20 protein-coding genes and 1 pseudogene are annotated in these 22,856 nt (G+C 60.3%); 15 read left to right on the forward strand and 6 right to left on the reverse strand.

The window, feature by feature from the left end:
* Positions 1-8: 8 nt before the first annotated feature.
* A complete protein-coding gene (tamA, locus tag ACTG1K_RS16605) occupies positions 9-1,784 on the reverse strand; it encodes an autotransporter assembly complex protein TamA (RefSeq protein ID WP_440006067.1) in 1,776 nt (591 codons plus the stop codon).
* Between the two features lie 514 nt (positions 1,785-2,298).
* Here tamA and ACTG1K_RS16610 point away from each other — a divergent pair.
* The 10 genes and pseudogenes from ACTG1K_RS16610 (at position 2,299) to mltB (ending at position 12,156) form a co-directional block, all read left to right on the forward strand.
* Positions 2,299-2,672: pseudogene (locus ACTG1K_RS16610) on the forward strand (hypothetical protein).
* Positions 2,673-2,795: 123 nt separating this feature from the next.
* Positions 2,796-3,074: a peptidylprolyl isomerase gene (locus ACTG1K_RS16615; protein WP_167564965.1), complete on the forward strand. Its 279-nt coding sequence runs from the start codon at positions 2,796-2,798 to the stop codon at positions 3,072-3,074.
* A 178-nt stretch (positions 3,075-3,252) separates the two neighbouring features.
* On the forward strand, positions 3,253-3,927 hold the full coding sequence (locus tag ACTG1K_RS16620) for a DUF1499 domain-containing protein (protein ID WP_429072011.1): 675 nt from the start codon (positions 3,253-3,255) through the stop codon (positions 3,925-3,927).
* Positions 3,928-3,952: 25 nt separating this feature from the next.
* Positions 3,953-4,534, forward strand: coding sequence for a carboxymuconolactone decarboxylase family protein (locus tag ACTG1K_RS16625; protein ID WP_100654088.1), 582 nt, complete (start codon positions 3,953-3,955; stop codon positions 4,532-4,534).
* A complete protein-coding gene (locus ACTG1K_RS16630) occupies positions 4,534-6,687 on the forward strand; it encodes an FAD-dependent oxidoreductase (protein WP_440006070.1) in 2,154 nt (717 codons plus the stop codon). The genes ACTG1K_RS16625 and ACTG1K_RS16630 overlap by 1 nt, the downstream gene beginning before the upstream one ends.
* Before the next feature lie 17 nt (positions 6,688-6,704).
* A complete protein-coding gene (locus ACTG1K_RS16635; protein WP_440006072.1) occupies positions 6,705-7,925 on the forward strand; it encodes an ABC transporter substrate-binding protein in 1,221 nt (406 codons plus the stop codon).
* A gap of 77 nt (positions 7,926-8,002) precedes the next feature.
* Positions 8,003-9,637, forward strand: coding sequence for an ABC transporter permease (locus ACTG1K_RS16640; protein WP_440006074.1), 1,635 nt, complete (start codon positions 8,003-8,005; stop codon positions 9,635-9,637).
* A gap of 23 nt (positions 9,638-9,660) precedes the next feature.
* The gene (locus ACTG1K_RS16645; protein WP_330125023.1) at positions 9,661-10,311 is read left to right on the forward strand and encodes an ATP-binding cassette domain-containing protein; all 651 of its coding nucleotides are present in this window, start codon (positions 9,661-9,663) and stop codon (positions 10,309-10,311) included.
* Positions 10,312-10,327: 16 nt separating this feature from the next.
* Positions 10,328-10,942 (forward strand): CDP-alcohol phosphatidyltransferase family protein, encoded by a 615-nt coding sequence (locus ACTG1K_RS16650; RefSeq protein WP_421271635.1) that lies wholly within the window; start codon positions 10,328-10,330, stop codon positions 10,940-10,942.
* 131 nt (positions 10,943-11,073) lie between these two features.
* Positions 11,074-12,156, forward strand: a complete 1,083-nt coding sequence (mltB, locus tag ACTG1K_RS16655; RefSeq protein ID WP_440006076.1) for a lytic murein transglycosylase B — start codon at positions 11,074-11,076, stop codon at positions 12,154-12,156.
* Between the two features lie 102 nt (positions 12,157-12,258).
* Here the strand turns inward: mltB and pgm are convergent, their stop codons facing one another.
* Positions 12,259-13,923: a phosphoglucomutase (alpha-D-glucose-1,6-bisphosphate-dependent) gene (gene pgm, locus ACTG1K_RS16660; protein ID WP_440006078.1), complete on the reverse strand. Its 1,665-nt coding sequence runs from the start codon at positions 13,921-13,923 to the stop codon at positions 12,259-12,261.
* A 58-nt stretch (positions 13,924-13,981) separates the two neighbouring features.
* On the reverse strand, positions 13,982-14,488 hold the full coding sequence (gene seqA / locus ACTG1K_RS16665) for a replication initiation negative regulator SeqA (RefSeq protein WP_440006080.1): 507 nt from the start codon (positions 14,486-14,488) through the stop codon (positions 13,982-13,984).
* Positions 14,489-14,762: 274 nt separating this feature from the next.
* Here seqA and ACTG1K_RS16670 point away from each other — a divergent pair, with 274 nt between their 5' ends.
* The 4 genes from ACTG1K_RS16670 to fldA are packed head-to-tail and all read left to right on the forward strand — an operon-like array spanning position 14,763 to position 16,703.
* Positions 14,763-15,545, forward strand: a complete 783-nt coding sequence (locus tag ACTG1K_RS16670) for an alpha/beta fold hydrolase (protein WP_240533593.1) — start codon at positions 14,763-14,765, stop codon at positions 15,543-15,545.
* A gap of 55 nt (positions 15,546-15,600) precedes the next feature.
* Positions 15,601-15,822, forward strand: coding sequence for a DUF2788 domain-containing protein (locus ACTG1K_RS16675; protein ID WP_005334296.1), 222 nt, complete (start codon positions 15,601-15,603; stop codon positions 15,820-15,822).
* A 20-nt stretch (positions 15,823-15,842) separates the two neighbouring features.
* Positions 15,843-16,139 (forward strand): LexA regulated protein, encoded by a 297-nt coding sequence (ybfE, locus tag ACTG1K_RS16680; protein WP_005334297.1) that lies wholly within the window; start codon positions 15,843-15,845, stop codon positions 16,137-16,139.
* Positions 16,140-16,178: 39 nt separating this feature from the next.
* On the forward strand, positions 16,179-16,703 hold the full coding sequence (fldA, locus tag ACTG1K_RS16685; protein ID WP_005334298.1) for a flavodoxin FldA: 525 nt from the start codon (positions 16,179-16,181) through the stop codon (positions 16,701-16,703).
* Positions 16,704-16,793: 90 nt separating this feature from the next.
* Here the strand turns inward: fldA and ACTG1K_RS16690 are convergent, their stop codons facing one another.
* On the reverse strand, positions 16,794-17,267 hold the full coding sequence (locus ACTG1K_RS16690) for a DUF4442 domain-containing protein (protein WP_005334300.1): 474 nt from the start codon (positions 17,265-17,267) through the stop codon (positions 16,794-16,796).
* A 242-nt stretch (positions 17,268-17,509) separates the two neighbouring features.
* Here ACTG1K_RS16690 and fur point away from each other — a divergent pair, with 242 nt between their 5' ends.
* Entirely contained in the window at positions 17,510-17,938 is a 429-nt protein-coding gene (gene fur, locus ACTG1K_RS16695) for a ferric iron uptake transcriptional regulator (protein WP_005334301.1), read from the forward strand.
* Between the two features lie 117 nt (positions 17,939-18,055).
* Here fur and glnS read toward each other — a convergent pair whose 3' ends face one another.
* Entirely contained in the window at positions 18,056-19,717 is a 1,662-nt protein-coding gene (glnS, locus tag ACTG1K_RS16700) for a glutamine--tRNA ligase (RefSeq protein ID WP_005334302.1), read from the reverse strand.
* Positions 19,718-20,072: 355 nt separating this feature from the next.
* On the reverse strand, positions 20,073-22,736 hold the full coding sequence (locus ACTG1K_RS16705; RefSeq protein ID WP_429150458.1) for a beta-N-acetylhexosaminidase: 2,664 nt from the start codon (positions 22,734-22,736) through the stop codon (positions 20,073-20,075).
* Positions 22,737-22,856: the final 120 nt, after the last annotated feature.

Consider the following 22,856-nt stretch of genomic DNA (forward strand, 5'->3'; position numbering starts at 1 on the left):
AGACAACATCATAATTCAGGCCCCAATGCGAAATGCAGCCGCAAGGGCTTGTCCTCTTCCGATACCCCGACCGCCAGATCCAACCTGACCTGACCGATGGGGGTGACCCAGCGCACACCGACGCCGGTACCTATTTTCCAGGGTTCGCTGTAATCGGTGGTGGAGGTGCCGCCATCCACAAACATGGCCCCCAGCCACTTCTCGCTGAAGCGGTAGTTGTATTCCAGACTGGCCACGCTGGTGTAGCGGCCACCAGTCAGCTTGCCATCCGGCCCGGTGGGGGAGATGCTCTCGTAACCAAAGCCGCGCACCGTCTGATCACCACCGGTAAAGAAGCGCAAAGACGGCGGCACCAACGAGAAGCTGTCACCTATGATGGCCCCCTGCTCTGCCCGCATCAGGAATCTGTGGTTATCGCCAAGAGTTCGCAGCCACTTGCTGCGCCCCCACACCCGCATAAAGCTGATGTCGGAGCCCCATCTGGGGTCGGAGAACTCCAGCGTCAACTGCTGGCGATCCCCCCAGTCGGGCACCAGGGTGCCGCGCACCCGCAGTCGGGACCAGGAGACCCCGGGGATCAGCAGCAAGCGGTTCCCCTCGTCGGCACCCTGGGTATAGATCTCGTTCTCCAGCCGGATAAAGACGTCCCGATCCCAGCTCTCCGGCCGCCGCGTCCAGCGGTGCACACCGATAGTGGTGAGATCGGAGCGGGTATCGTTGTTGTCCTTGTACTGGTAGCCGGTCTGGATGGAGTAGTAGTCCCGCAGCGGGTTACCCACCGGGATCTGGTAGTCGAAGCTGAGCTCGGCCTCCGGCGCCGACACCTTGGCGGTGGCAAACAGGCGGTGGCCGTAGCGGTTGACCCAGGGCTTCTCCCAGGTGGCACTCATCCGCGGCCCCACGTCGGTGGCGTAACCGATACCTGTCTCGATTTCGTGATCAACCCGGTTATCCAGCGTCACCGCGATGGGCACCCGATAGTTGCTCGCCTCGCTCAATACCGGCTTGATATCGACCTGACGGAACAGCTTGGTGGAGGAGACATCCTGCGACATCTCGGCCAGACGGATGGCGAGATAGGGATCGCCGCTCTTGATGTTGATAAGCGGGCGAATAAGGTGAAGCGCTTCGGGAGTGGCATCGTAGCGGATCTCGCCAAAACGGTAGCGATGGCCCGATTCGAACAGAATAAAGATCTCCGCCGTCCCCTTGTCCGGGAACACCTTGACCTGACTCTTGCTCAGCTTGGCATCAAAGTAACCACGGGCCAGCCCGAGGCTGCCCAGATCCGCCTTGATGGATTCATATTTGGCGTGATTGAGGGGCTCACCTTCTTTGAGGGGCAACTTGTCCAGCAGGGCGCTGTAGAGCTCGTCGCTGCCCGCATCCCCCTCCAGCAGAATATCGAGGCGGGAGACGATGACCGGCTCCCCTTTGTCTACCTCAATCACCACTTTGGACGGAGTCTTCTTGTCGCGACTCAGGGTGATTTTCGGCTGGTAGTAGCCATATACCTGCAGCGCCTTTTGCACGCTCTCGGTGATTTTGGCTCGAGCCGGGCGGTATTGCCGCTCCTGATAAACAGGCAGGGCATTGAGGTAGGCTTCAACGTTATCCTTGTTCTCCCCTTTCAACCCCTTGACCTGATAGGTGAGCTTGGCGGCAAACGCGGGCGAAGCCAGCAGCGACAGCAACAGGCCCACCCCCAGAACCCGCAGGCCGCGGCGAAAGGCAGAGCCAGACAGTGAACGCCCTGCCAGCAGGGATGAAATGCATCCTGTCAAAGGTCAATATTCCTGAATCTGTGGTGAAGGAAACCGGCGCCCTTTCGGGCCAACCCCGAATGCGGCGCAGCACGCCATGCCGTGCATGGCCGTGACACAAAAATGCGCGCCAGAAAAATGGCGAACCTTATCCTAACATAGGCATCGGCCAGCGACAGCGCGGCGCCATTGGCAAATTCGCCATATCTTTTAAGAGGTTGACCACAAATCACACATTTTGGTGACAATGACGCCGCCCGCTTTCCCGATGGGAGCGAATTGACCTGCCCTGAATAAGGCTCACCCCACCATCAGGCACCATTTGTCACCTCTCCTCCTCTCTTTGCAACCAGAAACCCACCACGACAGAGTTTGTCGGCATCACCCCACCCTCACCGTTTAACAGGCCCGGCACACGCCAAAGCCCGACGTAGCGGGTGATTAAGAATTGCTCGTTCAGCGCAATCGAATTATCCCGCTGCCTTTGCAGACGTCCCTCCCTCACACTTGAACCATCAACTGAAGGAGACACATCATGCATGCACGTAGCGAACAGATGGCTGACTATATTGCCGATCGTCTCGAGTTCATCACCTTCCTCGCCTGTTGCAGCGCCCTGCTGGCCCTGCTGACCGGCATGAGTGGCCAGCAGGCGCTGGCCTTTACCGCCCTCAACCTGCCGTTTGGCCTCGGCATTTTGCTGGCGATGGCACTGCTGGCCCCCCTGCCCGTCCACTGGCGGCTGCCGGGCATCACCTTGCTGCTGGCAGGCTGCGCCCTGATGACCATGCAACTGGGGGGGAGTGGCTCAATCCGCTGGCCATCTGGAGCCTCTACGCCCTGCTCGGGCTGGAGATCATCTGGCAAGCGCGTCCCCGCGCCATGCTGGCCACCCGCGCTCGCCAATAATACGGCCGATAAAGGGCGGGCTGTGATGGCTGACGCCAGTGGCAAATTGGGGTACTCTTGCGCCCCGATTTGCTACCACCCTTGGCGTTAACAACCTTCGCCATCACTCCCAGGAGCGCCCCGATGAAAAAAGCCTGTGCCCAGCACATTCTGGTCAAGACCGAAAAGCAGTGTCTGGAGATCAAGGAGAAGATCGAGAAGGGAGCCGACTTCGGCCAGATGGCCAAGCGCTTCTCTACCTGCGCCTCCTCAAAACGCAGCGGCGATCTGGGGGAGTTCAACAAAGGGGATATGGTCAAGCCCTTTGACGATGCGGTATTCAAGGGCGAACTGCTCAAGTTGCTGGGGCCGGTGCGCACCAAGTTCGGCTTCCATCTGATCAAAGTGCTCTATCGCAACTAAGTCATCGCAACTGACCATTTTCTCGGTGAAGCTCCCGTCAGGCGGGCTTCATCGACCTCTGCATCTCCCTCGCAAAACTGACCAAAACCACGCAAACTCTCATCAATTTACTAACGTTATCAGGCAATTAAGTTTATCCTTCTCGGCATTGTCCACATTCGACGATGGATCCCGTGCTATGCCCCGCTCTTGCTTGTGGCCCCTGCTGGCCTGGTTACTCCCGCTCGCTGGCGCCCTCGGCAGCCGCCTTCATCTCTGGCCCTGGTGGATCGGTTTTGCGATCTGTCTCATCGGAGCCCTTGTTTCCCTGATCTTGCTGGTACGCCTGCCCTGGAGCCGTAACCGCTACGCCAGCGGCCTTGGCGCCTTGCCGCTACTGCTGCCCCTGACATTTGTGGCACAGGCGCTGCGCATGCCGCTGATCAACGATGTGAGCACAGATCCCTATAATCCCCCCCAGCTACGCTGGGCGGCAGAGCTCAGAACGGCGCAGGATCTGCCAATAAATAGCGCACCGCTGAAAGCAGTTGAGGCAAAACCCGGTCCTCTCTTTACCAGGGCCTCTCCTGCCGAAGTGCTGATTGAAGCCAACGAACTGATGCTGGAGCTGGGCTGGCAGGTACGACCCAGCCCCGACGGTCTGGATGCGGTGGTTACCACCGGCTGGTTCGGCTTTCAGGATGATGTGGCGCTGCGGGTCTTTGCTGGCCCCAAAGAGACCCGCATCGATATGCGATCAGCCTCCCGTCAGGGGCAAAGCGATCTGGGCACCAACCGGGCGCGGATCGAGGATTTCCTGACCCGCCTGAATGAGCGCCTCGGCCAGGCCTACAAACCCAATTTGAAACCGTAAGTGTGAAACAACAAGAAGGTAACTGATGCGCGTTGAGGTCAAACCCGACCGGGAATATGCCTGGTTTATCCGCCCCTTTTTCTGGCTGCAAAAACGCAACTATGGTCAGGTGCTTATTCCGGGCAAATGCTGGGGCCGCTCGCCGCGCCTCTTTGCCGCCGTCGCCACCCTCTATGGCGTCATCAACCGCAAGCGCTCCCCCATCGATCCCGTGCTGCGCTCGCTGGTGACGGTGCGGGTCTCCCAGCTCAACTGGTGTCGTTTTTGCGTCGACATCAACGCCATGACCCTGGTAAAGAGAGCAGGTTCAAGCGAGAAGGTGGAGGCGCTAGCCAACTGGCGCGAAAGCCCCTTGTTTGACGAGCGGGAAAAAGCGGTGCTCGACTATACCGAGGCGATGACCGGGCTGGATGGGGTGAGCGATGAGCAGGCGGTCCGCCTCAAACCCTGGTTCGACGACGATGCCATGGTGGAGCTGACCGGTCTTATCGCCTTTCAGAACATGTCGGCCAAGTTCAACGCCGCCCTCGATATCGCGCCGCAGGGCTTCTGCCAGCTGCCGGTGCAACCGGAACGCCCTGCCCAGCCAGACAGCAAGGACGCCTGATGAACCGGACCCGCCTGCTGCTTGCACTGGTGATGGGGAGCCTTATCGGCACCTTTTTTGCCCTCGATCTCGGCCGTTACCTCACTCTGGACGCCTTGCAGGCCCAGCAGGCGGCAGTGGCGCAATGGGTCGACAGCCACTTTGTCTCGGCCAGCCTGCTGTTCGTGCTTATCTATGTGCTGAGCACTGCCCTCTCCCTGCCCGGCGCCAGCTTGCTCACCCTGGGTGGCAGCGCGGTGTTCGGCGTCGCCTGGGGGCTGCTGCTGGTCTCCTTTGCCAGCACCCTAGGCGCAACCATCGCCTTTCTCAGCGCTCGTTTTCTACTGCGTGACTGGGTCGAGCAGCGCTTTGGCGACAAGCTGGCCACCTTTCAGTCCGGCATGGCGAAGGAGGGGGCCTTCTATCTGCTGAGCCTGCGCCTCATCCCCATCTTCCCCTTCTTTCTGGTCAATCTGCTGATGGGGCTCACCCCCATCAGAGTCAGCACCTACTACTGGGTCAGCCAGCTTGGCATGCTGCCCGGCACCTTCGTCTATGTACTGGCGGGCAGCGAGCTTGGCCAGTTAACCAGCACCGGCAATATCCTCTCCCCCGGCCTGATGGTCGCGTTGACCCTGCTCGGCCTGATGCCCTGGCTGGTCAAGAAATTGACCACACACCTTGCCCAACGGCGCCTGCTCGCCCCTTACCGTAAACCCGCTCGCTATGACTACAACCTGCTGGTGATCGGTGCAGGTGCAGGTGGGTTGGTCACCAGCTATATCGCGGCAGCGGTGAAGGCCAAGGTGGCGCTCATAGAAAAGCACAAGATGGGGGGCGATTGCCTCAACAGCGGCTGTGTCCCCTCCAAGGCGCTGATCCGAAGCGCCCGCTTTGCCGCAGAGCAGCGTAAAGCCGACGAGCTGGGCTTTAGCCAAAGCCACTCCCGCGCCAATTTTGCCGCCGTGATGGAGCGGGTGGCTGAGGTTATCAAGGAGGTCGAGCCCCACGACTCCATCGAACGCTATCAGGGGCTTGGAGTGGAGTGCATAGAAGGGGAGGCGCGGCTGGTCTCCCCCTGGGAGGTGGAGGTGAACGGCCAGCGCCTTGCCAGCCGCCATATCGTTATCGCCACCGGCGCCCGACCGTTGGTGCCCAAGCTGCCGGGGCTGGATCAGGTGCCTTACCTCACCTCGGATAGCCTCTGGCAACTACGCACCCCGCCGCGCCGGCTGCTGGTACTGGGCGGCGGCCCTATCGGCTGCGAACTGGCCCAGAGCTTCACCCTGCTCGGCATTCCCGTGACCTTGGTGGAACTCTCGGAGCAACTGCTGCCCCGCGAAGAGAGAGAGGTAGCCGACGCCCTGGCCGGGCAGATGAGCCGCGATGGCGTACAGCTACTCACCGGCTGGCGTGCCGAACGAGCCGACTATCTGCCCGCAGCCGATGGGGATCTCCCCATCCGGCTACAACTGCGCCGTGGCGATGAGACACAGGTGGTTGCAGGGGATCAACTGCTGCTGGCACTGGGTCGGGTCGCCAACGTCAGCGGCTTCGGGCTCGAAGCGTTGGGGGTCGAGCTTGCCCCCCGCGGCACCCTAGCAGTCGATGGCTTTCTTGCCACCAACTTCCCCAGCATACTGGCGGTGGGAGACGTAGCGGGCCCTTACCAATTCACCCACTTCGCCGCCCATCAGGCCTGGTATGCGGCGGTCAATGCCCTGTTTGGTCAGTTCAAGCGCTTTCGGGCCGACTATCGGGTCATTCCGGCGGCCACCTACACCACGCCGGAGATTGCCCGGGTCGGCCTCAATCGCAAGGAAGCCGAGGCGCAGGGGATTCCCTTCGAGGCGACCCGCTTTGAGCTGGCCGAGCTGGACAGAGCGATTGCCGATGGGGAGCGCCAGGGTTTTGTCGAGGTGCTGACCGTGCCGGGCAAGGATACTATCCTTGGCGCCACCATAGTGGGCACTCACGCCGGTGAGCGGATTGCCGAGTTCGTACTCGCCATGCGTCACCGCCTCGGCCTTGGCAAGATCCTCGGCACCATTCACGCCTATCCCACCCTGATGGAGGGAAACAAATATGTGGCGGGTGAATGGAAACGGGCCCATCAGCCCACCCGGGTGCTGGCGTTGCTGGCCCGTTATCACCGCTGGCGCCGTGGCGCCTGACAACCAGGGAAACGTTTATGATCAAGCCATTCTCACTGCTCGGCTCACACCTCAACTCGCACCGCAACTCTTGGCTCAAACAGCAGCTAAACGCCCTGCTGTGCGCCCTGCCACTGCTGGCCAGCGGCCCTCTGTTAGCCAGCCCTGATGACAACTGGCAACGGACCCTTGAGGAGGCGAAGGGGCAGACCGTCTACTTCAACGCCTGGGGCGGCAGCCCGGAGATCAACGCCTATCTGGTGTGGGCCGGGCAGGAGCTGGCGCGCGACTATCAGGTCAAACTGGTGCAGGTGAAGGTGGATGACATTGCCCAGAGCGTCAGCCAGCTGCTGGCCAACAAGCAGGCGGGCAAGCAAGCTGGCGGCCCCATCGACCTGCTCTGGGTCAACGGCGAGAACTTCAAGGCGCTCAAGGAGCAGGGGCTGCTCGGCGCGCCCTTTACCACCGAGCTCCCCAACATGGCGTTGGTAGACAGCAGCCTGCCGGTGAGTGAGGACTTCACCCTGCCGGTAGAAGGGCTGGAAGCCCCCTGGGGCATCGGCCAGCTCAATCTGATGGTCGACACCGAAGAAGTCGCCAGAGCGCCCACCTCGGCAGCAGCCCTGCTGGCGTGGGCCAAGGCCCATCCCGGCCGCTTCACCTATCCCAAGCCGCCCCAATTCCATGGCTCCAGCTTTCTCAAGCAGATCCTGCTGGAGTTGACGCCAGACCCCGCACCCCTCTATCGGGAGGCGACAGATGCCGAGTTCATCAGGATCACCGCCCCGCTCTGGGCCTGGCTCGATGAGCTGCATCCGGCGCTCTGGCGCAAGGGCAAACTGTTCCCCAGCAGCGCCGCCGAAACCCGCCAACTGCTCGATGATGGCGAACTGGCCATGGCTATCAGCTTCAATCCGCAGGAGGCGCAGAGCGCCGCCCAGATTGGCGCCCTGCCCCCCAGCGTGGAAGCGGTAGCCATGGAGAAAGGGGCGCTCACCAACAGCCATTTTCTCGCCATCCCCTTCAACGCCAGTGCCCGTGCGGGTGCCAAGGTGGTGGCCAACTTCCTGCTGAGCCCGGCGGCGCAGGCGCGCAAGGCCAATCCGGCCTTCTGGGGTGATCCCAGCGTGCTGCGGGCCGATGCCCTGCCTGATCCCGCCAAAGGGCAACCGGCACTGCGCTTCAAAGCCGTGGCCGAGCCTCACCCCAGCTGGCAGCTCAAGCTGGAAGCGGCCTGGGCCGAGCGTTACGGTCACTGATGAGTGCTGCTGGTCACCAACTTGCCCTCTCCCGACCATGGCGCCGGTTGACACGCCACCCCAGTATGAGTACGGGGATGGCGGTCATTTATCTGGCGCTCTTCGTCATCCCTCTGCTGGCAGGGCTATGGCAACTGCTGGCGGAGGGGATGACCGCCTCTCATCTCGCCTTGCTGCTGGCGCAGCCTGGCCTATGGCACTCAGCTGCGCTGAGTCTGTGGATTGGCGCCGCCTCAACCCTCGGTAGTCTGCTGTTGACCGCCCTGCTGCTGGCCCACAGCGACAGCCGGGCTTTCGGGCTGCTCCGTCGTCTGCTCTCGCCCATGCTGGCTATGCCTCACGTCGCCTTTGCCATCGGTTTTGCCTTTCTGCTCGCCCCCTCCGGCTGGCTGCTGCGGCTCGTCTCGCCAGCGCTGACGGGTTTTGATCTCCCCCCCGACTGGCAGACCATTCGTGACCCTTGGGGGCTCGGGCTGATTGCACTGCTCGTTTTCAAGGAGACCCCCTTTTTGCTGCTGATGGCCATGGCCGCACAGCAACCCATCAAGCTGGCACGCCAGCAGTGGCTGGGGGCAAGCCTCGGTTTCAGTGTCCCCCAGATCTGGTGGCGTCTGCTGCTACCGGCACTCTGGCCCGCCCTGCGCTTGCCCATCTATGCGGTGGCGGCCTACGGAGTGGCGGTGGTGGATCTCGCCCAGCTGCTCGGGCCTGACACCCCCGCCCCGCTGGCGGTACGGCTGTGGCTTTGGTATCAGGATCCGGATCTGCTCTGGCGCGGCGCCACCGCCAGCGGCGCCCTGCTGCTGCTCGCCATCACGGCACTGCTCATCGCCCTGTTCAGATTACTGGAGTGGCTTCATCAAGAGGTGGGCAAAGGCTGCTGGCTCAATGGCAAACGGGCGGCGCCCCACTCCTTTGCCAACCGGCTCGCTGCAGGCTCTGCCTTCACTCTGATCACCCTCAATCTGGCGGTGCTGGTGGCCCTGCAGCTCTGGTCGCTGGCGCGCCGCTGGCCCTTTCCCGCCCTCTGGCCCAGCCAGTGGAGCAGTCATTACTGGCTGGATCTGCTGCCAACCCTGCTGCCGCTGCTGACAACCAGCGCACTGCTGGCGCTGGTGAGCGGCTTGCTGGCACTGGGAATGGCGGTGTGCAGTCTGGAGGCACAAGCCGGCCGCCGCCCCTGGCCGCTCTGGCTTATCTGCCTGCCGCTGCTGCTGCCGCAGGCAAGCCTGCTGTTTGGCATCCGGCTCGGGGTGGACTGGCTTGCACATGGCTCGATAAGCAGCGGCGTTGGCTGGGGCTGGGTGCTCTGGAGTCAGCTGCTGTTTGTCTTTCCCTATGTCTATCTCTGCCTGCACGGCCCCTATCGCCAGTTCGATCAGCGGATCACCCAGAGCGCCCTGCTGCTGGGGGCTACGCCATGGCGAGCCTGGTGGCAAGTCAAAGCACCGCTGCTGGCGCGCCCGCTGCTGTTTGCCTTCGGCGTCGGGGCGGCGGTGAGTTTGGCCCAGTATCTGCCGACCCTGCTGTTTGGCGCTGGTAGAGTGGTCACCATCACCACCGAAGCGGTGGCTATCGGCAGCGGCCTCAACCGGCGGCTGGCGGGGCTCTACGGCCTGCTGCAACTGCTGTTGCCACTCGTTATCTACCTGCTGGCACTCTGGCTGCCGGCGCGGATCAATCCGGCGCTCAAGGGGGGCGGCTCACGATGAACTCTGATGATGGAAATAGCCATGTGCTGAGCACCACGCCTCTTCGGCTTTACCTTGATGAAAATCTGCTGCTCTCGCTGCCCGCCCTGCAGGTGGCCCCCGGCGAGGTGTTGACCCTGATGGGGCCAAGCGGCTGCGGTAAAAGCTCCCTGCTGGCAGGGCTGGCGGGGGTACTGCCCGGCGCGCAGACAGAAAATGGCCCGATCCGGCTGGAGGGGGAGATAAGGCTCGGCGAGCGGCCACTCAACGCCTTACCTGCGCAAGCGCGGCGCATCGGCATGCTGTTTCAGGATGACCTGCTGTTCGACCATCTGACGGTGGCGGAGAACCTGATGTTCGGCATGCCAGCGACCATCAAGGGAAAACGCGCGCGGCGGGAAAAGGCGGTAACCGCATTGGCTCTGGTCGCGCTGGCGGATCAGGCTGACAAGCTGCCACTGCTGCTGTCAGGGGGGCAGCGGGCGCGGGTCAGCCTGCTGCGGGCACTGTTGGCCGAACCCGACGCCCTGCTGCTGGACGAGCCCTTCTCCCGCCTCGACAAGCCGCTGCGGGCAGCCTTTCGCGAGCTGGTGTTCGCGCAGATCAAGGCGCTGGCCATCCCCGCCATCCTGGTGACCCACGATGCGGAAGACGCGCCGGGCACCATACTCAACCTCACCGAATGCCACTGTTAACCGAGGAGTGTTCACCTTGTTTGATCGCCATCTGATCCCCGTGATCCGCAGCCCTCTCACCCAGCTTGCCAAACCGCTCTGCCGTGCCGGGATCAGTGCCAATCAGGTGAGCCTCACCGGCTTTGCCATCGGCATGCTGGCGCTGCCGCTGCTGGCCTTTGGCTGTTATTCATGGGCACTGGCGGCCATCCTGCTCAACCGGCTGCTGGACGGGCTCGATGGCGCCGTGGCGCGGGAAACCGGCATCACCGACTGCGGCGGCTTTCTCGACATCACCCTCGACTTTATTTTCTACGCCGCCGTGGTGCTGGGCTTTGCCCTCGCCGCCCCCGCCAATGCGCTGCCCGCCGCCACCCTGCTATTTGCCTTTATGGGTACCGGCTCGAGCTTTCTGGCGTTTGCCATCATGGCGGGCAAGCGGGGGATCGACAATCCGGTCTACCACCACAAATCCCTCTACTATCTGGGTGGCCTCACCGAGGGGAGCGAGACCATCGCCCTCTTTGTGCTGATGTGCCTGTGGCCCGCCGCCTTCGCCCCGCTCGCCTACGGCTTTGCAATGCTCTGCGCCATCACCACCCTGACCCGGCTCTGGAGCGGTTACCACACCCTGCGTCCCCCCCAGCCATAAACAACACAGCCCTCACCGGAGGGCTAATCCATCGCACGATGAATTGGCGGCAAACAAGGCGCACGGAACACTTGCACGGGGATGACAATGTTTTACCATTGCGACACTTTATCAGTCTCTTTGAGAACCCTATGCGTCGCCTTGCCTCTCTTCTCACTCTGTCATTATTCCCCCTGCTCGGTGGCTGCAGCAGCGCCCCAGCGCCAAAGCCCGTGGTCGTCCCCCAGCCCAAGAGCGCCTTTATCAATCAGGCTCCATCGAGCAAACCCGTTTATACACAAGGGGTTAGCAAGGGGGACTTCGCCAATCGCCCCAACGTGGACCGGTTCGTCCAGAAAATGGTCGAGAAGCACGGTTTTGACAACGCCCAGCTGCATCAGGTGCTGGCACAGGCAGAGCGTTACGACTGGATCATCCGCCTGATGGATGCCCAGGCGCCGACCACCGCCAAGCCCACCGGCCCGACCGGTGCCTGGAACCGCTATCGCGCCAAGTTCATCACCCCCGACAACGTACAGAACGGCGTCAACTTCTGGCGTGAATACGCAAGCGAGCTGAACCGGGCGGAGCAGGTCTACGGGGTGCCGCCTGAGATCATCGTCGGCATTATCGGGGTCGAGACCCGCTGGGGCCGGGTGATGGGCAAGACCCGCATTCTGGATGCGCTGGCCACCCTGGCGTTTGATTATCCGCGTCGCGCCGAATTCTTCACCAGCGAGCTGGAAGCCTTCCTGGTGATGACCCGCGACGAGGGGATGGACCCCACCGAACCCAAGGGCTCCTATGCAGGCGCCATGGGCTACGGCCAGTTTATGCCCTCCAGCTTCCAGCGCTATGCGGTGGACTTTGATGGCAACGGCCACACCAACCTGTGGGATCCGGTGGATGCCATCGGCAGCGTCGCCAACTACTTCAAGGCCCACGGCTGGGAGAAGGGGCAACCGGTGGCGGTGCGTGGTCAGGGCCAACTGCCCGGCTATGAGCACGGCTTCCAGACCCGCTACCCGGTCGCCTCCCTGCGCCGCGCAGGGCTCACCCCCACCAGCACCCTCGGCAACCACAGCGAGTCGAGCCTGCTGCGCCTCGATGTCGGCACCGGCTACCAATACTGGTACGGCCTGCCCAACTTCTACACCATCACCCGCTACAACCACAGCACCCACTACGCCATGGCGGTATGGCAGCTGGGGCTTGCGGTGAAGGCGGCGCGCTGACAACTCGCTGGCATAAAACAGATAATGAAAAAGGAGCCATCATGGCTCCTTTGTTATATCCAACGTTCCACCCCATCAGGGGCTCAAGGATGGCTACCTGATTTAGACGCCTGCCTTGGCCAGCGCAGCAGAGACGATCTGCTGGGCTTCCTGCTGGATGAGGTCGAGGTGCGTGTCGCCCTTGAAGCTCTCCATGTAGATCTTGTAGATAGACTCGGTGCCGGAGGGGCGCGCCGCGAACCAGCCGTTCTCGGTCACCACCTTGAGGCCGCCGATGGCAGCATCGTTGCCCGGCGCCTTGGTCAGCTTGGCGATGATGGGCTCACCAGCCAGAGTTGAGGCTTCTACCAGTGCCGGATCCAGCTTGGAGAGCACCGCTTTCTGGGCGCTGTTGGCCGGGGCGTCGATACGGCGATAGCTGGAGCGGCCAAACTTGGCTTCCAGTGCGTCGTAGTGAGCCTGCGGATCCTTGCCGGTCACCGCCAGAATTTCCGCCGCCAGCAGCGCCAGAATGAAACCATCCTTGTCGGTGGTCCAGACGGTGCCATCTTTGCGCAGGAAGGAGGCGCCCGCGCTCTCCTCGCCGCCAAAGCCGAACTCGCCGCTGTAGAGGCCATCCACGAACCACTTGAAGCCGACCGGCACCTCTTTGAGGGTACGGCCAATCTCGCCGGCAACCCGGTCAATCATCGAAGAAGAGACCAGCGTCTTGCCGACGGCTGCATCGGCAGACCAGCCAGTGCGATGGGTAAACAGATACTGGATCGCCACCGCCAGATAGTGGTTCGGGTTCATCAGGCCGGACTTGGTGACGATACCGTGACGGTCGTAGTCAGGGTCGTTGCCAAGGGCGATGTCGAACTTGTCTTTGAGGGCAATCAGGCTCGCCATGGCGAACGGGCTGGAGCAGTCCATCCGGATCTTGCCATCTTTATCCAGGGTCATGAAGGAGAAGGTCGGGTCGACCTTGTAGTTCACCACCTCGATATTCAGGCCATAGGTCTTGGCGATGACGTCCCAGTAGGCAACGCCGGAGCCACCCAGCGGATCGACACCGATCTTGATGCCCGCGTTCTTGATGGCATCCATATCCAGCACGTTCTTCAGATCATCCACATAGGGGGTGACATAGTCGTGCTCGACTACAAACGGGCTCTTGAGCGCCTCGGCGAACGGCATCCGTTTCACGCCGGCCAGACCCGCTTCCAGAATGGCGTTGGCGCGGTCCTCCACCCACTTGGTGATCTCCCCTTCGGCAGGGCCACCGTGGGGCGGGTTGTACTTGAAGCCACCATCCTCCGGCGGGTTGTGGGACGGGGTGATCACCACGCCGTCAGCACGAGCAGCAGGCTTGCTGGCCCCTTCTTTGCCAGAGTTGTAGCGCAGGATGGCGTGGGAGATGACCGGGGTCGGGGTAAAACTGAGGCCAGCCTGAATGCGGGTCTCGACGCCGTTGGCCGCCAGCACTTCGACGGCGCTGGCAAAGGCGGATTCGGACAGGGCGTGGGTATCCATGCCGACAAACAGCGGGCCAGTGATACCGGCCTGCTGGCGATACTCCACCAGCGCCTGGGTCACCGCCAGAATATGGGATTCGGTAAAGGCGCTGTGCAGGGCGCTGCCGCGGTGGCCGGAAGTACCAAAGGCAACTCGCTGCTCGGGGCGGCTCATGTCCGGCTTGTTGAGGTAGTAGGCACTGACCAGACGGGGGATGTTGGTCAGGTCGCTTAAACGGGCCGGCTGACCGGCGTGGGAATGCTGAGCCATGGCGTTTTCCTTGCGTAATGGCGGCCTTGCCGGGCAAGGCCTGAGTCTTGAAGAATCGTTAAATGGCGCCACAAACCTGCGCGATCACCTCTTCGCCATAGCCCATGCTGGCCATCAGCTGGGCCACCATATTCTGCTTGCGGCTGGTATTGGTATTGGTGATCACCCAGAACGGGGTCTCCGGTACCGGCTTGGGCTTGGTGGTGCTGCCACTGGCGCGCAGAGCCTCATCCTGCGAGAAATAGACGCGCTTGCGCCCCTTGATTTCGGTGGCCTGGGTAAAGCCTTCCGGGTTATCCCGGTAGAGGGTACTCAGCACCAGCATGAAGCGGTTGATGGACTTCTCTTCTTTTTGCAGCTCACCAGAATCGAGCAAGGCTTGCAGCCCTTGTTGGGTGGCTACCGTACTGGGCTGCGCGACGGCAACGGGCTCGGCAACCGGCACACGTTGGTGAGCAGGCTGTTCCAGCAGACGGCGCAGGATATCGGAGGCACTCTCACCAATGTGCCGGGTCTGGCTGGCGATATAGAAGTAGAGATCGTCATCAAGCTCGATGGTTTTCATAGGGATGCGCTGGACTCGTCGAAATTCGGATGCGGCGATTATACATAGGCAAACCCGACAGCCCAAGCAAGGGGCTGGCAGATGTACATGAATCTCATCGAGAATACGGCATAATAGCGGGCCAAGTGTGTGATCAGCCGCACTGATAGCCGATCCGGACAGGATTTTTTAGAAAAAAAACCACATAAAATCCCAATCCATTGGACGAAATCCTTTTCTTTCCAGTGCGTTAAATAAAACAGCGATACGCACCCACGACCGACAAGGTGTCATTTTGCAACAAAACAGCATATTGAACTTCAAGGAGCAGGGTCAGGGCCCAGCGGTCATTCTGATCCACGGCCTGTTTGGCAGCCTCGACAACCTCGGCCTGCTTGCCCGTGCCCTCTGCGAGCACTATCGGGTGGTCAGCGTCGATCTGCGCAACCACGGAGCCTCCTTTCATAGCAGCGAAATGAGCTATCCGGCCCAGGCAGCCGATATCCTAGCCCTGATGGATCGGCTGGAGATTGCCGAAGCGACCCTGATTGGCCACTCGATGGGTGGTAAGGTGGCGATGCAGGTCGCCAAGCTGGCGCCCGCGCGGGTCAGCCGGCTGGTGGTAGCCGACATGGCGCCGGTCGCCTATCCCCACTCCCGCCACCAGAATGTGTTCGCCGGACTCAACGCCACGCTGCGCACGCCGCCGCAAAGCCGCAGTGAAGCAGAAGCCATGCTGGCGCTGCACATCGAGATCGCCGGGGTGCGCCAGTTCCTGCTCAAATCCTTCGCCAGAGGCGAGCATGGCTGGGGGTGGCGCTTCAATGTGCCCGCCCTTGAGCAAAACTACGCCAACATCATGGGCTGGCCAGAGGATGAACGCCGCTTCGAGGGGCCTGTGCTCTTTATCAAAGGGGGGGATTCTGACTATATGCAGCCCCAATACAGCGAGACTGCACTGGCCCAATTCCCGGCGGCAAAGGTGCGTGTCATCGCGGGTACCGGCCACTGGCTGCATGCGGAAAAACCGGCTCTGTTCAACAAATTGGTTGTGGATTTCCTGTCGACAGGCGGTTAACAGTTTCAAATCCTTTGTGATATAGTGCGCCGGTCATAAGGAGTGTGCGCAATCCATGCTAAGTGAACATATCGACCTGATCGAAAGTTTGGGCCTCAAGTTATTCTTTGTGGCCATTTTCATATTGATTGGCCTAGCCATTCAGGACGTGCTCAAGCGCGGCAACGTGCCCCGTTTCGGTCGTTTTATCGTCTGGTTGGTACTGTTTCTGGGTTGTGCGGGTTTTGTCGCCAAGGGGCTGATCGAACTGGGCTGGGAAGGCTCAGGACTCGGCTAACTTATTTTCATCTGTGATGTATGGCCAAACAGCAAACTGATCGAACAACACTGGATCTGTTCGCAAATGAGAAGCGCCCCGGCAGGCCAAAGACCAATCCACTCCCCCGCGAGACCCAGCTCAAGATCAACAAGCGTAACCAGCTTAAGCGCGATCGGGAAAATGGGCTGAAGCGGGTAGAGTTAAAGGTGGAGGCCGAGTTGCTGGAGCGCCTGAACCAACTTGCGTTACAACAGAACATCAGCCGAGCCGAGCTGATCCAATCTATCCTGAAACAACAGATTGAGTCCGCCTTTGCGGTGGACATTGCAGTCTGAGCGTTGAGCATTAACACCAAATACGGGTAACTAAACACTATGGCAAGTGTAGGTCTGTTTTTTGGCAGCGATACCGGTAACACCGAAGCTGTCGCCAAGATGATCCAGAAAGAGCTGGGCAAAAACCTGATTGAAGTCCGTGACATCGCCAAGAGCAGCAAGGCCGACATCGAGAGCTTTGATCTGCTGATGTTCGGCATCCCGACTTGGTACTACGGCGAAGCCCAGGCCGACTGGGACGACTTCTTCCCCGATCTGGGCGAAATCGACTTCACCAACAAGCTGGTCGCCATCTTCGGTTGCGGTGATCAGGAAGACTATTCCGAGTACTTCCTCGACGCCATGGGCACCCTGCGTGACATCGTCGAAGCCAAAGGCGCCATCATCATCGGTCACTGGCCGACTGCCGGCTACGAGTTCGAAGCCTCCAAGGCACTGGTCGATGACAAGCACTTTGTCGGTCTGGGTATCGATGAAGATCGCCAGCCGGAGCTGACCGCCGAGCGCGTCAAGGGCTGGTGCAAGCAGCTGCACGAAGAGATGTGCCTGGGCGAGCTGGAGTAATCCGCTTCCCCTCATACCTCTGACAACAAGGGCCCCGACGGGGCCCTTGTTGTATCTGCTTGTTGCGATGCCTGCCTTCATTCTCCCCTGTTATTCACCTCTGTGCTCCGGTTTGGCCCGCACATAGAGGGTGCGCTTGACCTGCGCCACCAGCTCGCCGCTCTTGTCTTGTACCGTCACCTCGAATTCGGGGAAGTGTTTGTTGCCACCTTCAGTCGCCGCCACGATTTCGGCCAGCTTGCCCTCGGTCAGGTTAAACTCGGCCACCAGCTTGCCCTTGCCCGGCTTGATGTAGTTGATGCTGCCCGCCTTGTCCCAGACGTAGTAGCGATTCTTGAAGTAGCCCATCAGCATCAGCGGATAGATGGGGTCAGTCATGGCAAACATGCTGCCGCCAAACTGGGTGCGGTTGGCGTTCTTGTTCCACCAGCGGGATTTGAGGGTCACCCGGCAGTAGCGAAAGTCATCGCTCAGGGTCTCTATCTTGATACCGGCACCCCAGAAAGGGGGCCAGGCGTTGAGTGCGCGGCGCACCCAGGCCGCATTGTCAAAAAGCCAATCCATGGATCTCATCCGACCAGAAATATGAAAGTTACATCTTATCAACATCTGCCATGCCAGCAAGTCGGACGACACGATTGATTATTTCAATCCAACCGGCCATTTATGGCTAAACCCCTTGAATTGCTGGGTTTATTTTTAGGGGGGCTACGACCTATAATGACAGGCCAAGCGAGTTCAAGGTTGCCATTCCTGCGGCAGTCCATCAGAATAACCCCACCTTCGAGAATGCGAATAAGTAGAATATGGCAGACAACAACCAAGCGTTAAAAAAGGCCGGGCTCAAGATCACCTTGCCCCGGGTCAAAATCCTGGAAATCCTGCAACAGCCGGACTGCCAGCACACCAGCGCCGAAGATCTCTATAAACGACTGATCGACCTGGGTGAAGAGATTGGTCTCGCTACCGTCTATCGCGTTCTCAACCAGTTTGATGATGCCGGTATCGTTACCCGTCACCACTTCGAAGGTGGCAAGTCGGTATTCGAGCTGGCCACTCAGGAGCACCACGACCACCTGGTTTGCCTCGACTGCGGCAAGGTGATCGAGTTCTCCGACGAAGTGATCGAACAGCGCCAGCGCGAGATCGCCAAGAAATTCAATATCCGTCTCACCAACCACAGCCTCTACCTCTACGGTCACTGTGCTACTGGTGAGTGCAAGCACGACGAATAAGTCGCCCGTGACTTGCAGATAACGGACAATAAAAAAGCCAGCTGATGCTGGCTTTTTTATTGTCAGGCGCAGGCCGTTTGGCATCACACCGGGCAGGGTCTCCCCTGCCCTACTGAGTTAGCCTTCAACTTTGCCCCAGGAGTCACGCAGGGCAACGGTGCGGTTGAACACCAGATGCTCCGGGCTGGAGAGCTTGTTGTCGGCGCAGAAGTAACCTTCACGCTCGAACTGGTAAGCCTGCTCCGGCTTGGCGTTCTTCAGGGATGCCTCGACACGGGCCCCCTCGATGATCACCAGGGATTCCGGATTCAGGGCAGCTTCGAAGTCATCCTCGGCGCCCGGGTTCGGTACCTTGAACAGACGGTCGTAGAGACGCACTTCCGCTGGCAGAGAGTGAGTGGCGCTGACCCAGTGGATCACCCCTTTCACCTTGCGGCCATCGGCCGGATCCTTGCCCAGAGTCTCGGGGTCGTAGGAGCAGTAGATGCAGGTGACCTTGCCGTCGGCATCTTTCTCGATGCGCTCGGCCTTGATCACATAGGCGTTGCGCAGACGCACTTCCTTGCCCAGCACCAGACGCTTGAACTGCTTGTTCGCCTCTTCTTTGAAGTCCGCTTCGTCGATGAAGATTTCGCGGGTAAAGTTCAGCTCGCGGGTACCCATCTCGGCATTGCTCGGGTGGGCCGGGGCAGTCAGCACTTCGTCGGCAGCCAGGTTCTCGATGACCACCTTCACCGGATGCAGCACGGCCATGGCGCGCGGTGCATGCTCGTTGAGGTCTTCACGGATGCAGGCTTCCAGCATGCTCATCTCGACGATGTTGTCCTGCTTGGTGACGCCAATGCGCTTGCAGAACTCGCGGATGGAGGCCGGGGTGTAACCACGACGACGCAGACCGGAGACGGTCAGCATGCGTGGGTCATCCCAACCATCGACGTGCTTCTCGGTCACCAGCAGGTTCAGCTTGCGCTTGGACATGACGGTGTATTCGAGGTTCAGACGAGAGAACTCGTACTGACGCGGGTGGCAGTCGATGGTGATGTTGTCCAGCACCCAGTCGTACAGACGACGGTTGTCCTGGAACTCCAGGGTGCAGATGGAGTGGGTGATCCCTTCCAGCGCGTCCGAGATGCAGTGGGTGAAGTCATACATCGGGTAGATGCACCACTTGTCACCGGTCTGGTGATGGTGGGCAAACTTGATGCGGTAGATAACCGGATCACGCATCACCATGAAGGGGGATGCCATGTCGATCTTGGCGCGCAGGCAGGCGGTGCCTTCGGCGAACTCGCCGTTCTTCATCTTGGCAAACAGCGCCAGGTTCTCTTCCACGCTGCGATCGCGGAACGGGCTGTTCTTGCCAGCTTCAGTCAGGGTGCCACGGTACTCGCGCATCTGCTCGGGCGTCAGCTCGTCTACATAGGCCAAACCCTTTTCAATCAGCTCGATGGCGTAGCCGTGCAGCTTGTCGAAATAGTCGGAGGAGTAGCAGATCTCGCCGTTCCACTGGAAGCCGAGCCACTGTACGTCCTGCTTGATGGACTCTACGTACTCGATATCTTCCTTCACCGGGTTGGTGTCATCGAAACGCAGGTTGCACTGGCCCTGATAGTCGCGGGCGATGCCGAAGTTCAGGCAGATGGATTTGGCGTGGCCGATATGGAGATAACCGTTCGGCTCGGGCGGAAAACGGGTATGCACGCTGCTGTGCTTACCGCTGGCCAGATCTTCATCAATGATCTGACGAATAAAGTTAGTTGGGCTGTTCGCCTGACTCATGGCTCACCTCAAAAAAGCGTCACTGGCGGAAGTTGTGCCGGCTGGCACCCTCATCCCCCCGCCGTCAAGCCGGGTATGATCCCTTATTACGGGCGCTGTCTCAACCTGAATTTGGCACTTCCGGGCCATTTCCCGACCATTGCACCGCTAAAAACGGCGTGGCTTGGCACATTGCACACCAAATGCATAAAAAAGCCCCGCACTGGGCGGGGCTGAAAGTGATGAAAAACACAAAACAGACAATTACACACAACAAAGGCTCACACGCACAGTCAACCTTTCCCAAACCCGATGCGCCATCGCCCTTGGGAAAGGCGGGTCTTGCGACCCACCTCATGTTAACGGTTGACTGCTATCAGTTCAGTTCGGTGACGCGGCTGGTGCGCTTGCCATCGAAGCTGGTGGTACGCAGGTAGACCTTGCCATTCACGCTCGGCTTGGCCGCGGCGTCATAGGCACTCCAGTTGGTACCGTCCAGGCTGTACTGGATGGGCAGGCCCGGCAGATCCACGTTCGCTTCCAGCACACCGTTCACCACTTTGGCACCCGGTACGGAGAGGCGGTATTCAACACCGGCCTGATCCAGTTTCGGCAGGACGCGCTGACCCAGTACGTTGGCAAACTGGTTCCACTCTTTGTTCAGAGTGGCCTTGTTGACATGCTTGGTCTCGCCGGAGAACTCGCGACCTTTCACATAGTTCAGCTCAAAGCCACCCTTGTGCCATGCGCGCTCGGCCATGGAGAAGATACGCGGGTAAACCATGTACTCGTACTGAGCGTCGGTACGTACGGTTTCACTCCACTGCTGACCGGAGATCCCCTTGAACTTGACCGGATCCTGGTCACCCTTGGCCACGAAGGCGTTGCCGTCGCGGTCAACCGAGGTCTCGGCGTTCTGCGGCAGGTTTTCCGGGGCGAAGGCGAACACCTTGCGGGTGTCGTTGAAACGGGTTGCCCAGTAGTAGCCACGCTCGGCCGGGTGTACTTCGTTCGGGAAGTCGAAGTAGAGGTAATCCGGGTTGGACAGCACCACTTGGTAACCCTTGTGGGCCCACTTCATCGCTTCGTTGAAGCCACCCCAGTAGAGGGTTTCCCAGAAGTTGACACGGGTGTTGTCGGTGGCGAAGTCTTTGGCACCGCTGGCGTACTTCAGACCGTCTTCCCACGCCTGCAGGGTAGAGAAGCCGCGGTCTTTGACCATCTGGCCCACTTCCTTGGCGAAGTAAACCGGCAGCTCGCCCACTTCCTTGATCTTGCCTTCATCGATCATCTTCTGGCACATCGGGGACTTGCCAAACGGCTTGTCCTGCTTGCTGGAATCGACGTTGCCTTTCCAGGCGACCAGCTCTTCTTTCTTGGTGACGGCCGGATCCTGATAGCCACCGCCCTGCATGATGTTCTTCGCCTCATCACCACCGTAGTGCCATGCGGTCAGCGGCTGACCGGCGGCCTGGTGCATCTGGGCAACTTCATCCATTACCTTGGCCACGAAGGTGGCAGCACCCGGCTGGCAAGGGTTGATGAAGGACATCTTGTCGTAGAACTGGACCGAGGTGACGTTGGAGGTGTCAGCCGGATCAGTCAGACGGAACTGGTTGGCTTCCGCTTCTTTGCCTTCCGCCATCAGACGCTTGTAGCGCGCTTCCATGGAGACCACGGCAGCACGGGCGTGGGCCGGCATGTTGATCTCGGGGATCACGGTCACACCGCGGGCCTTGGCATAACGCACCAGATCCACGTAGTCAGACTTGCTGTAGAAACCGGAACCCTGGTTATCGCTGGTCGGGCCGGAACCCAGTTGCGGCATCAGGCACTTGGTTTCGGACTCGTCGTGGCAACGCTGGCTACCGACCTGGGTCAGCTCCGGCAGACCCGGGATCTCCAGACGCCAGCCTTCATCGTTGGTCAGGCCAAGGTGCAGCACGTTGAGCTTCATGGCAGACATCTGGTCAACCAGCTTCTTCATGGTATCCAGACTGCGGAAGTGACGGGCCACGTCGGTCTGCATACCACGGTATTCAAAGCGCGGCGCATCCTCGACGGTCATCGGGCTCACCAGCTTGTCATCAACACCCAGCAGGGAGATCAGGGATTGTGCACCCCAGAATGCCCCGTCGATGTCGCGACCCTGGATCACGGTGCCCTTCTGACCGATGGTCATGTCATAGCCTTCAGCCTGCTTGAGCTTGCTGCCGAGCTTGATGGTCACCGGGTAGCCGGTGTCGGAGAGGGTAACACCCAGCTTGGTCAGTTGAGCCTTCAGGGCCTCGGCGCGATCGCTCGGCAAGTCCAGGGCATTGAGTTTGATGGTGGAGAAGTCAACCTGCGGACCCGCTTTGACTACCTGCTTCATCGGGGTCGGCAGGATCTGGTTGTCAATCTTGCCAGCCGGCAGCAGGGTGCTGGTCTGGTTGGCCGCGAAACGGGTCTCGCTGTTCATCAGGATGTTCTTGTCATCCTTGGTACGCTTCCAGCCATCAGCCGGCATCGGCTTCTCGTAGGTGCTGGCATCATTGATGTTGCTCATGCTGGCCAGTACTTTCGGCTCGGCACCTTCGCTGGCGACATACCAGTTCGGCATGATGTCAGATTCGAACAGTACCCAGTATTCCACCACCAGCGGCACTTCGACCGTGGCATCCTTGGCAAAGCCCTGGAACTTCTCGGTTGGCGTCAAACGATAGAGATCGCCGGTCAGGTGAGTGATGGTGAACTGGTCGTTATCCACACGCTGGATACGACGGATGGAGGAGACGTAGATGCTCCAGTCTTTGGAGGTGACGTCCGCACCGGTATTGGTCAGGTGCAGCTTGGCAACGCCACAGCTCGCCCACTCGGAACCGAGTGCCTGGCAATCGAGGCCGGCACCAGCACCGTCGTTGGTGACCACTTCATACTTGACCACCAGGTTGTTGGCGAGGGAGTCGACCACGGCCTGCTTGGCGGCATCGGCTGCCTGGACCTGGCTGACAAAAACGGTAGACATGGCAATGGCTAACAGAGAATGTTTCAAGTTCATAACTGCTGCTCTCATTTGAAGTAAAGGTTGGATTTTCTTGGCTTTTTTATATGGGGCCCCTGAGCGGGGCCCTTAGTTATGTCAACAATGGACTTAGACTTGAGGTGAGCGAGTCGCTCG

It is taken from the genome of Aeromonas sp. 102P (assembly GCF_051920345.1).
Taxonomy (GTDB): Bacteria; Pseudomonadota; Gammaproteobacteria; order Enterobacterales; family Aeromonadaceae; genus Aeromonas; species Aeromonas veronii.